The 11,471-nt window shown below is 69.6% G+C and carries 5 protein-coding genes and 1 pseudogene; 5 read left to right on the forward strand and 1 reads right to left on the reverse strand.

Features of this window, described 5'->3' with window-relative positions; translation table 11 throughout:
- The 5 genes and pseudogenes from V7787_RS38455 to V7787_RS38475 all read left to right on the forward strand — a co-directional run.
- Positions 1 to 445, forward strand: a pseudogene (locus V7787_RS38455) (hypothetical protein); the annotation flags it as partial.
- Between the two features lie 361 nt (positions 446 to 806).
- Positions 807 to 1,472 carry an ECF-type sigma factor gene (locus V7787_RS38460; RefSeq protein WP_336092798.1) on the forward strand — a complete coding sequence of 222 codons (666 nt, stop codon included), beginning with the start codon at positions 807 to 809 and terminating at the stop codon, positions 1,470 to 1,472.
- A gap of 43 nt (positions 1,473 to 1,515) precedes the next feature.
- Positions 1,516 to 4,578, forward strand: coding sequence for a serine/threonine-protein kinase (locus V7787_RS38465; protein ID WP_336092799.1), 3,063 nt, complete (start codon positions 1,516 to 1,518; stop codon positions 4,576 to 4,578).
- Positions 4,575 to 7,583 (forward strand): serine/threonine-protein kinase, encoded by a 3,009-nt coding sequence (locus V7787_RS38470; protein ID WP_336092800.1) that lies wholly within the window; start codon positions 4,575 to 4,577, stop codon positions 7,581 to 7,583. The genes V7787_RS38465 and V7787_RS38470 overlap by 4 nt, the downstream gene beginning before the upstream one ends.
- Before the next feature lie 139 nt (positions 7,584 to 7,722).
- Entirely contained in the window at positions 7,723 to 9,567 is a 1,845-nt protein-coding gene (locus V7787_RS38475) for a DUF885 domain-containing protein (RefSeq protein ID WP_336092801.1), read from the forward strand.
- 82 nt (positions 9,568 to 9,649) lie between these two features.
- Here the strand turns inward: V7787_RS38475 and V7787_RS38480 are convergent, their stop codons facing one another.
- On the reverse strand, positions 9,650 to 11,398 hold the full coding sequence (locus V7787_RS38480; RefSeq protein ID WP_336092802.1) for a ShlB/FhaC/HecB family hemolysin secretion/activation protein: 1,749 nt from the start codon (positions 11,396 to 11,398) through the stop codon (positions 9,650 to 9,652).
- Between the last annotated feature and the right edge of the window lie 73 nt (positions 11,399 to 11,471).

An 11,471-nucleotide genomic window follows, 5' to 3' on the forward strand; every position in this document is an offset into this window, starting at 1 on the left:
CTTCGGTCTCGACCCGCAAGCGCCGATCCGCTACCGCCCCACCCAGGCCGCCGATCTGGCCCAGGCCGCGGCGCGTTTCGGCGAAAGCGGCTGGCGGGTCGACCCGGCCAGCAACCGCCAAGGCCTGCGCCTGAGCGGCGATCCGCTCGACACCGGTGGCATGGGCGCCAGTGGCGTGTCCGAACCGGTCGCGCCGGGCACCATCCAACTGCCCTCCGACGGCCGCCCGATCGTCTTGCTGGCCGATGCGCAGACCGTCGGCGGCTACCCGCGCCTGGGCCACGTCATCGCCGCCGACCTGCCGCGACTGGCCCAGGCCCAGCCCAATTCGAAGCTGTATTTTCGCGCTTGCGACGAAGACGAAGCGCGTCGGGCGCAGCGGCTGGCCGCAGCCGACCTGGCCCGGCTGCGCTGGGCCATCGCCGACCGCGTCGGCGCCGGCTGACCAGCGGCGCATCGCGGCGCGACCCGATCCGCGCACAGCGCACCCATCGCATCGATCGGGACCGCCGCATCGCCCGGGTATACATTATTCGCGGACCGCTTCCGCCTAAACCGGCGTTTTAATCAGAACCAATGCGTGCATCCGATGTGCGGATCAAACGTATGGCGCCAGCATCGAATACGCCGAACGGTGAGCATGGCTTCGCATACACGACCAAAAGCTATACCCGCAGCCCGCTTTTCGGATAAATCGTTATCGACAACCGCACGTGTTTGGCGTATTCCTGTGCGGGCTTGAACGCCAGTCATTAAGAAGTCGGGCTAACGAAAATCCCATCGTCCTGCCGAAGCTGAAACCGGACATGACCCAAGAAAGCCCCTCGCACGACCCGCTCGCGAAACCGCCGGCTCCGGACGAGTTCGAGTTTCCCGAAGCGACGCTCGATTCGGTGACCCAGCTCATCGTGGCCGCGCAGAACGGCCAGCCCGGCGCCTGGGACCGCGTCTACACCCTGCTCTACCGCGACCTGCACGAGGCCGCCTCGCTGCAGATCCGCCGCCGCTGGCGGCGCGGCAACAAACGTTCGCCGACTTCGCTGATCAACCGCACCTGGCTGCGCCTCAATCAGAACAAGCTGACCCTCAACAATCGCCAGCACTTGCTCGCAGTGCTGTCGCAGGCGATGCGCTACGCGCTGCTGGACGAAGTGCGCCGGCTCAAGCGGCTCAAGTACGAGGAAAGCTATCTGGCCGACAAGGCCGATCCGAATTACGAGCCGTCCTACGATCCGGACCTGGACCAGTTGCTGGCGATCGACCGCGCGCTGGAAGCGCTCAGCGCGGTCGAGCCGCGCCTGACCCAATTGGTGGAAATGCGTTACTTCGCCGGCATGAGCGATATCGAGATCGGCGAAGTGCTGGGGCTGACCGACCGCACCATCCGCCGCGACTGGCGCAAGGCGCGCGCGTTCCTGGCCGCCCACCTGAAAACCACGCCGGACCTGGACGGCGAGGACGACGCCGCCTGAGCGGCCGGTCCCGCCGTCTCGCCCGCCGCGCCCGATCGCGCGCATGAACGCCGCTTCCGCACGCGCCTTGCAGTTGTTCGACGAATTCGTCGAACTGCCCGTCGACCAGCGCGATCGCCGATTGGCGGCGCTGGCCGCGACCGAACCGGACACCCACACCGCACTGTGCGCCCTGCTTCAGGCCGATGCCGACGACGACTGCGGCGTGCTCGACCGCTCGCCGGCGCGGATCCTCTCGCAGCAGCGCCAACGCGACGCCGACGCGCCGACGCCTGCCGGCGACGCCGCCGATCCTGACGCCGATCCTGACGCCGATCGCTCCGCCGACTTGCGCATCGGCGCGCGCCTGGGCGCATGGCGGATCGACCGCATCGTCGGCCGCGGCGGCATGGGCACGGTCTACCAGGCGCATCGCGACGACGGCCAGTACCAGCAGCGCGTCGCGCTCAAGTGCATCCGCGCCGAACTGGATTCGCCGCAATCGCTGGCGGCGCTGCGCGAGGAACGCAGCCTGCTGGCGCGCCTGGACCATGCCGGCATCGCCGCGCTGGTCGACGGCGGCGTCGACGGCGACGGCCGCCCGTGGTTCGCCTTGCGCTACGTCGAAGGCGAACCGATCGACGCTTACTGCGATGCGCGCGGCCTCAACGTCGGCGCGCGCGTCGATCTGCTGCTGCAAGTCTGCGACGCCGTCGCCTACGCGCATGCCCAGGGCGTGCTGCACCGCGACCTCAAGCCCTCCAACGTGCTGGTCACCGCCGACGGCCGCGCGCAGTTGCTGGACTTCGGCATTTCCGCGCAGATCGGACGCTTGCGCGAAGCGCCGTCCGAACTGGCCGCGCCGACCCCGCACTACGCCGCGTCGGAAGCGCAGGCGCACGGCGCGCAGGGGCCGGCCACCGATCTGTACGCGCTCGGCGTGCTGACCTATCGCCTGCTGTGCGGACAATGGCCGACACCGCTGCACGGCCTGCGCCCGTTGCTGCACGGCTCGGATTCGGGCGTGGCGCTGCCAATGACGCAGTTGGCCGAAGACACCGACGACGCCAGCGCCCGCGCCCGCGGCGCCGCCGACGCGGCGGCGCTGGCGCGGCGGCTGCGCGGCGACCTGTCCGCAGTGGCGCTCAAGGCGGTGGCCGCGCGCGCCGAGGACCGTTATCCCAGCATCGCCGAATACGCCGACGAGTTGCGCCGCTGGCGCCAGGGCCGGCCGGTGCGGGTGCGGCCGGGCAACTGGCTGTCGCGCACGCGCAAGTGGATGCGGCGCAACCGCGCCGCCACCGCGCTGAGCGCGACCGTGCTGGCGGCCACGTTCGCCGGCGCCGGCACGCTGTGGTGGCAGCATCACCAGGTGCTGGCTCAGGCCGAAGCCGGCGAGCAAGTCGGGCGGCTGTTCGGCTCCACCCTCGGCGCGGCCACCCTGTCCGGCCTGGGCAGCGGGCGTTTTTCCTCGCGCGCGCTGCTGGAACGAACCGAACGCGAACTGCGCGCGCTGCCGCTGGCCGACCAGCCCGGCGTGCGCGCGCACGCGCTGGCGACGCTGGCGCGCGGCTACGCCAAGATCGGCGACTATCGCCACTCCGCGGCTCTGGCCGCGCAAGCCCAGAGTCTGGCCGACAGCGCCGCCGGCAGCGACGAAGACGGATTCATCGCCGCAACCCAGTTGGCGATGCTCAATCGTGCCGCGCGCTATGACCAGGTGCAGGCGTTGGCGCAACAGCGCCTGCGGCAACTGGACCAGCGCGACGATGCGACCGCCATGGAAGCGCGCATCGCGATCGGCAGCGAGCAAGCTCGCGCGCTGTGGGATGCGGGCCGGCCCCGGCAGGCGCTGGCGCGCGCCGACGCGCTGCTGGAACTGGCCGGCTCGTTGCGGCCGGCGCAGGCAGACTTGGTCGCCTACGCGCTGATTCTGCGCACGGACTTCCTGCGCGGCCTGGGGCGGCTGCCGCAGGCCGAAGCCGACGCGCAACGCGCGGTGGCGTTGGCGCGACCGCTGGATCCGGTGCTGGCCGACGACGCGTTGGAGCGGCTGGTCGAAGTGCAGCGGTTGCGCGTCAGTCCGACCTTCGCCGCCACCGCGCGCGAGCTGCTCGACGAGCGCCGGCGCCACTTGGGCGCGGATCATCCGCAGACCGCCCTGGCCGAAGTCCAGTATGCGATGAGCCGCTCTCCGCATGTGCCGCGCGAGGAGGCGTTGCAGATGCTCGCGCGGATCGAGGCCGGTTACGGCCGCGATCATCCTGTCTATGCGCTGGCGTCGGCGCAGTTGGCCTGGATGGTCGCGCGCGACCGCGGCGAAGAGCTGCGCATGCAACGCGAAGCGCTGGCGACGGCGGAACGTGCGCGCGCCAGCAACGACATACTGCTGACCGTACGCGAAAGTCTGGCCATGGCGCTGCAGGGCGAGGGTGTGATCAGCGAATCCGAGTACAACGAGGCCGTGCAACTTCAGCGCCTGAACATCGCCGAACTCCTTCGGCTCGGCCTGCCCGTCCAGCGTCAGCGGCTGGTGCTGAGCATGTTTCTGGCCATGTTCGGCGGAGACTCTCGATTGCAGCAGGCGCGGGAGGTCATCGACGCGGCGCTGCGCACCGCGCCGGACTACTACCAGCCCGGCGATACCTCCTGGCAGGAACTGCGTTTGTTCAGCGCGGTCGTGCGTTACCGCCAGGGACAGCCCGCGCAAGCCGACGGCGAATTCGCGGCGTTGCTCGACAGCATCGCCGCGACGCCGCTCAGTTCGGGCGTTGCGCAAGAGCGCCGCGATGTCATCAAGGCGATCGCGCTGGCCTACCGCAGCCGGTACGCGTTCCAGTCCTGTCGCGACGCTGAAGCTCGCGCCTTCATGGACCGGGCGACCCAGGTGACTATCCGCATCGGCAACACGCTCAAGACCGAGATCGACGGGCTCGCCCGCAACCTGCGCCACGGCTGGTTGCCGGCGCGGGCGCCGTTCAGCTCGGCCGTGCAGGGCGACTATCAGGTCCTGACAGTGGAAAAACTCATTGCCCCGGGCGTCGCCCGATTGCCGCGTCGCTGCGCGCACGCGCGCGCCCCTGGCACGCACGGCGCCCGCGTCGACGGCGCGGGCGCCAACCGATGAGCGACGCCCTCGCCCGCGCCCTGGCCCTGTTCGACGCCTACGTCGACCTGCCCGCGGCCGAACGCACGCGCAAGCTGGCGGCGCTGGCGGCGAGCGATCCGGAACTGCACGCCGCGCTGCGCGACCTGCTCGATTCGGACCTGGACGAAGACGCCGGCGTGCTCGACCGCTCGCCGGCGCAGATCGTCGCCGCCCATCAGAACCGCGACGACGCCGGCGGCGACGGCGCGCGCACCGCCAGCGCGATCGAGCGCGACGCCGAAGAGGACGAGCGCGACGAGCGCCGCGTCGGCGAACGCTTCGGCGTGTGGCGCATCGACCGCATCCTCGGCCGCGGCGGCATGGGCACGGTCTATGCGGCCCACCGCGACGACGGCCAGTACCAGCAGCAAGTCGCGCTCAAGTGCATCCGCAGCGAGCTGGATTCGCCGGAGCTGGCCGTGGCGTTCCGCGAAGAGCGCAACCTGCTCGCGCGCCTGGACCATCCCGGCATCGCCGGCGTGATCGACGGCGGCATCGACGCCGACGGCCGGCCCTGGTTCGCGATGCGGCGGGTCGAAGGCGAGCCGATCGACGCCTGGTGCGACCGCCGCGGGCTCGACGTCGGCGCCCGCGCCGAATTGCTGGCGCAGGCCTGCGACGCGCTCGCCTACGCGCATGCGCAAGGCATCCTGCATCGCGACATCAAGCCCTCCAACCTGCTGGTGACCGCCGACGGCCGGGTGCAGCTGCTCGACTTCGGCATCTCCACCCGCTTCGGCGGCGAGGCCGGCGCCGACGCGCACCTGGCGATCACCCCCGACTACGCCGCGCCGGAAGCGCGCCAGCACGGCATCCAGGGCCCGGCCACCGACCTGTACATGCTCGGCGTGCTCAGTTACCGGCTGCTGTGCGGGCAATGGCCGACCCGGCTGCACGGCCTGCGCGAGTTGCTGCCGATCGCGGTCGGCGCCGCGCCGGAGCCGATGGATCAGTTGCTCGACGACGCCGACGACGAACTCGCCCGACGCCGCGGGCTGACCGACATCGCCGCGCTGCAGCGCGTAGTCGGCGGCGACCTCGCCGCGGTCGCGCTCAAGGCGGTGGCGCACAAGCCGCAGGACCGCTATCCCAGCGTCGCCGAATTCGCCCGCGACCTGCGCGCCTGGCGCGAACACCGGCCGGTCGGCGCGCGCCGCGCCGGCTGGCGCGAGCGCGTCGGCCAGTGGCGGCGGCGCAATCGGGTCGCGTCGATGTTGTTCGTGTCGCTGGCGCTGGTGGTGGCCGTCGGCCTCGCCGCGATCGGCTGGCAACACCAGCGCGCCCAGCGCGAAGCCCGCGCCAGTCAGGCGGTCGGCCGCTTGTTCGCCAGCACCTTGGGCAGCGCCACCCAGAGCGGCCTGGGCAGCGCGCCGTTCTCCTCGCGCGCGCTGCTGGAACGCACCGAACGCGAACTGCGCGCGATGCGCCTGGACGACCAGCCCGGCCTGCAGGCGCGCAGCCTCGGCACGCTGGCGCGCAGCTACGCGCTGATGGGCGACTACCGACGCGCCGACGCGCTGGTCGCCGAAGCCGAACGCACCCTCGGCGACCGCGAGGACCGCGACGGTTTCCTCGCCTCGACCCGCTTGTCCCTGCTGATCACCCAGGCGCGCTACGCCGAGGCCTTGCAAGTGGCGCGCGTGCAGCTCGATGAACTCGGCCAGCGCAACGACGAAGTCGCGCGCACCTCGCGGGTGACCATCGGCGCGCAGATGGCGCTGGCGCAGTGGTATCTGGGCCATCCGCCGGACGCGCTGGTCACCGCCGACCGGGTGGTCGCCGAAGCCGAGCGACTGGGACGCGGCCACGAGGAACTGCTGGCGCAGGCGCTGATCCGCCGCGCCGGCCTGCGCTACCGGCTGTTCCGCGCCGCAGCGGCGGAAGCCGACGCGCGCCGGGCCATCGCCCTGGTGCGCACGCTCAATCCGGTGCTGGCCGACGATGCGCTGGAAGTGCTGATGCGGATCGTGCAGCTGCAGCCGAACCTGAGCGCGCGCGAGCTGGCGCGCGAACTGGTGCGCAACCGCACCCGCACGCTAGGCGCCGCGCATCCCAAGACCGCCTACGCCAAGCTGCGGCTGAGCATCTTTCCCGATTCGGGGCTGTCCCAGCGCGACGTCGCCGCGGCGCTGGCGACGATGCGCGAAGCCTACGGCCGCGACAACCCGCAGTACGCCTCGGCGCTGGCCAGCAGCGCCTGGGCGATCGCGCGCGACCGCCCCGAAGCGATCGAACTGCAACGCAGCGCGGTGCGCCTGCTCGACCGGCGCATGCCGCCGGGCAGCGAGATACGCGGCGCGGCGCGGTACAACTTCGCGCTGTTGTTGCTGTACGGGGTCGACGCGCCGAGCGCGCAGGAAATCGAAGAAGGCCTGACCACGTTGCGCGACACCATCGTCGAGGAGACCCGCGCCGGCCTGCCGGCAATGACCGAACGCGACTTGCTGGTCCAGTACCTGCTCGACCGCGGCGCGCCCGCGCACCTGCCCGAAGCCGCGCGCGTGCTCGCCGACCTGCGCGCGGAAACCATCGCCCTGTTCGGCGCCGGCAACTACCGGCTGCAGGACATCGACTACCTGCAGGCCAAGCTGAGCTTCCGCCAAGGCCGCGACGCGCTCGCCGACGCCGGCTTCGCCCGCCTGATCGAGCGCGAGCGCGCCTTCATCGACGCCGGCGGCGCCGGCCAGGGCGCGCTGGTCGACTTCCAGAACCGCAGCGTGTTCCTGACCCGGTCGCTGATCTACCGCAGCCTGTACGCGCTGCGGACCTGCGATGCCGCGCAGGCGCAAGCGTTCGCGGCGCAGGCGGTACAACTCAGCTCGACCGCGCCGCTGATCGCGCCGGAGGAGCGCCAGATCGTGCGCGCCTACCTGGACGGCGTGCGTCGCCGCCGACTGCCCGCGGCCGGCCACGACCTGCTCAGCGCGGCCGAGCGCGAGCGGATCGAGCTCGACGCCCGCCGCTGCGGCGGCGAGCGGCCGTGACCGCGCCGGCGACATAGCGGCGACACATGCCGAAAGTCACTGTGCAAGCCCCGTACGAGCGCACAGGATGGTCGGCCGTAACGCCCCGCCCGCGCGGCCCGTCCGCCGCGTCCGTTCTGGCCACCCGGAGACCCCTGCAATGCGATCCAGCCTGCGTCTGCTGTCCCTGTCCGCCTGCATCGCCGCCGCGCTGATCGCCGGCTGCAAATCCGAAACCGCCCCGCCCGCCGCCGACGCGACCGCGCCGGCCGCCGCCAAGCCCGCCGCCGGCGCGGAATGGAACGCCGCCGTCGACGGCTTCCTGCAAGGTTATTTCGAACATTTCCCGGTCTCCGCCGCCAGCGCCGGCAAGCACGAATACGACGGCAAGATCACCGACTTCTCGCCCGAAGGGCTGCAACGCAACATCCAGTGGCTGCACCAGCAGCGCGACGCGGTCGCCGCGTTCGGCGACGACCGCCTGGACGCGCCGCAGCGCTATCAGCGCGACTACGTCCGCGCGGTGATCGACGGCCAGTTGTTCTGGCTGGAAGAATCCGGCTTCGCCGCCAAGAACCCGGCCTTCTACGCCGGCGATCTGTCGCCGAGCATGTACCTCACCCGTCCCTACGCGCCGCTGCCGCAACGCATGGCCGCGTTCGTGAGCTATCAGGAAAACCTGCCCAAGGCCGCCGAACAAATCCGCGGCAACCTCAAGGGCCCGCTGCCGGCGAGCTATATCGACCTGGGCACGATGATCTTCGGCGGTCTGGCCGAGTTCTTCGACAAGGACGTGCCCAAGGCCTTCGCCGAGGTCAAGGACGAAGCGCTGCAAGCCAAGTTCAAGGCCTCCAACGCCAAGGCGATCGAGTCCATGCGCGGACTGGCCGAGTACCTCAAGGCGCAAAAGCCGCAGGCGACCCAGGACTTCGCCCTGGGCGCGGACAAGTTCGCCAAGATGCTCAAGGCCACCGAAGGCGTGGACGTGCCGCTGGATCAGCTCAAGGCCGCCGGCGAAGCCGATCTGGCCCGCAATCTGGCCGCGCTGAAGTCCGCCTGCGATCAATTCGCCCCGGGCCGTTCGCTCAACCAATGCATCGAAAAATCCAACGCCGACAAGCCGGTCGGCGGCGCGGTGGAAGGCGCGCGCGCGCAACTGGTCGGGTTGCGTCAGTTCCTGGTCGACAAGGATCTGGTCTCCATCCCGGGCACCGAGGAAGCCAAGGTCGAGGAAGCGCCGCCGTTCAACCGCAACAACTTCGCCTACATCGAAATCCCCGGGCCGTACGAGAAGAACCTGCCCTCGGTGTACTACATCGCCCCGCCCGATCCGAGCTGGCCCAAGGCCGAGCAGGACGCGTACGTGCCGGGCAAGACCGATCTGCTGTTCACCTCGGCGCATGAAGTCTGGCCGGGCCACTTCCTGCAATTCCTGCACGCCAACCGCTCGCAGTGGAAGTTCGCCCAGTTGTTCGTCGGTTACGCCTACGCCGAAGGCTGGGCCCACTACACCGAGGAAATGATGTTCGACGCCGGCCTGGACGGCGCCACCCCGGAAGTGCACATCGGCCAGCTCACCAACGCGCTGCTGCGCAACGTGCGCTATCTGTCGGCGATCGGCCTGCACACCGGCGGCATGACCGTGGCCCAGTCCGAGCAGATGTTCAAGGACAAGGCGTTCCAGGATCCGGGCAACGCGCGCCAGCAAGCCGCGCGCGGCACCTACGATCCGGCGTATCTGAACTACACGCTGGGCAAGCTGATGATCATGCAGTTGCGCCAGGACTGGACCGCCAACCACGGCGGCCGCGCCGGCTGGAAGGCGTTCCACGACCAATTCCTGAGCTACGGCGGCCCGCCGATCCCGCTGGTGTACGGGCAGATGATGAACGGCCCGGCGCAAGCCAAGCTGTGGACGGCGCCGAAGCCGGCCGACGCGAATGCGCCGGCGGCCGCGCCCGCGCCGGGCGCGTCGGACAAGGCCGAGGAAAAGACCGCGAAGTAATTTGCCGATGCGCTGGCGAAGTCGCAAGAAAAAGGGCCGCATCGCGGCCCTTTTTTTCGCGCAGCTTTCGAGACCGGTTCGCTCAGAAACTGGCGAGCAGACTGAATCCGAAAGTGACGTCCGCGGTCCGGTAACCGCGCGGTTTGTAGATCGGCGCGCCGGCGAACAAGTCGTAACTCAAGCGGCCGACATTGCCGCGCAGACCGAGCGCGCCGCCGGCCAGCTCATCGCCGATCAACTCGGCCGCCGAACGCCCGCCGACCCGGCCGTAGTCCACGCCCAGATACAGCTCCGCGCCGCCTTGCGGCAAGGCCCAGCCCAGATCGTTGCGGATCAGCCAGCCGCGGTCGGCGAGCAGACTGGTCTCGCCGTCGAAACCGCGCACCGAATAGCGCCCGCCGATGGCGAAGCGATCCTGCGGCGTCAGCGGCGTGCGGTTCCATTGCCCGCGCAGCAGACCGACATAACGGAATCCTTGCTCGCCGACGCCGAGCTTCAACTTGAACGGCGCACTGAAATTGAGCTCGGCGGTAATCAGCTTGAACCGCGAACTGCCTTCGCCGAACGGCTCCTCCGGCGCCTGCATCGAACCGAACGCGCCGGTGCCGCGCTTGTAGGCCACGGTCGCTTCCAAAGTCGCCTTGCCGATGAATTCCTTGTGATTGAGGCTGGCTTCCCAGCCGCCGACCACCCGCCGCTGCACCTGGATCTCGGTGTCGTCGACGTAATTGCGCGAAGTGCGCCGGAACGCCTTCACCGCCATCGCGGTCTTGCGGTGCTGATCGCGATACAGCAACCGCGACAGCTTGGCCTCGCCGTTGCCGCTCTTGCCCGAATACACATAGGTTTCGTTCAAGCCGGCGACGCTTTGGTGATACTCGCTGCGCGAGCCGTTGAAGCTCAGCGCCCAGTAACCATAGGGCAACGAGTAATGCGCGGTCGTGCTTTCGTTGCCGCGATCGCCGCTATGCAACAACGGACTGGCGATGGCGTGGTTGTAGCTGACGTACAGCAGATCGTTGAGCCCGAACGGATTGTCCAGCGAAGCGGTGACGCCGCCTTGATTGCGGCCGGTGGAATCGGTGCCGCTGTCGTCGGCGCTGAGGGTCAGGCGCCATTTGCGCGATTGCACGTATTGCACGACCAAGTCGCTGTCGCCGGGCTTGGCGTCGGCGGCGGTGGACGGTTCGATCCGGATGTCGGCGTCGGCGGTCGGGGCGCGTTTGAGGTTTTCCAGGCCTTGCTCGATGTCGCGCAGGTTCAACAGATCCCCTGCCCGCGCCGGTATCGCGCTGGCCAACAAGGCCTTTGCCCCGAGCAAGGGCACGGTCGACCCGTCCTTCAAACGGATCGCCGCGATCCGCCCGGGAATCAAGGTCAAGGTCAGCGTTCCCTGGGACAAATCCTGTGCGGCGGCAAGCACGCGCGTGGTGACCCAGCCGCGTTCGATCACGCGCTGCTGCGCGCGCGCGATCACGACATTGACGCCTTCGGTGCCCAAACAACGGCCGATCGGCGAATCATCGCCGCCTGGGCCCGACAGATCCTCGACCGCCCATTGGAACCGCTCGGCATGCTCGCCAGTCAGCGCCACCCGATCGATGCGAAAACACGGCGATTCGGAACCTGGAATCTTCTGCGTCGGCGCCGGCGGCGCGGGTTGGGCGCGCTCGTCGACCGCGCGCTCGTTCTGCTCGCGCAAGGCGCGTTCGCGCTCTTGCTGGCGTTGTTGTTCGATAATTGGTTGCGGCGTGACGGGCGATTGCTGCGCATTGACCAACAAAGGCAGCGCAGCGGCCAGCGCTGTAAAAGGCGCCAGAAGGCGAGGCATGAACCACTTCCTTGAATTGTTGTTGGATCCAGACACGAACTCATCCGCTGTCGACAAAAGCGGAACCAGGTCC

It is taken from the genome of Pseudomonas sp. CGJS7 (genome assembly GCF_036961695.1).

Bases quoted from the DNA above. Each gene is read 5' to 3' on its own strand.
- V7787_RS38460 (WP_336092798.1), top strand. From the start codon at position 807: ATGACCCAAGAAAGCCCCTCGCACGACCCGCTCGCGAAACCGCCGGCT.
- V7787_RS38465 (WP_336092799.1), top strand. From the start codon at position 1,516: ATGAACGCCGCTTCCGCACGCGCCTTGCAGTTGTTCGACGAATTCGTC.
- V7787_RS38470 (WP_336092800.1), top strand. From the start codon at position 4,575: ATGAGCGACGCCCTCGCCCGCGCCCTGGCCCTGTTCGACGCCTACGTC.
- V7787_RS38475 (WP_336092801.1), top strand. From the start codon at position 7,723: ATGCGATCCAGCCTGCGTCTGCTGTCCCTGTCCGCCTGCATCGCCGCC.
- V7787_RS38480 (WP_336092802.1), bottom strand. From the start codon at position 11,398: ATGCCTCGCCTTCTGGCGCCTTTTACAGCGCTGGCCGCTGCGCTGCCT.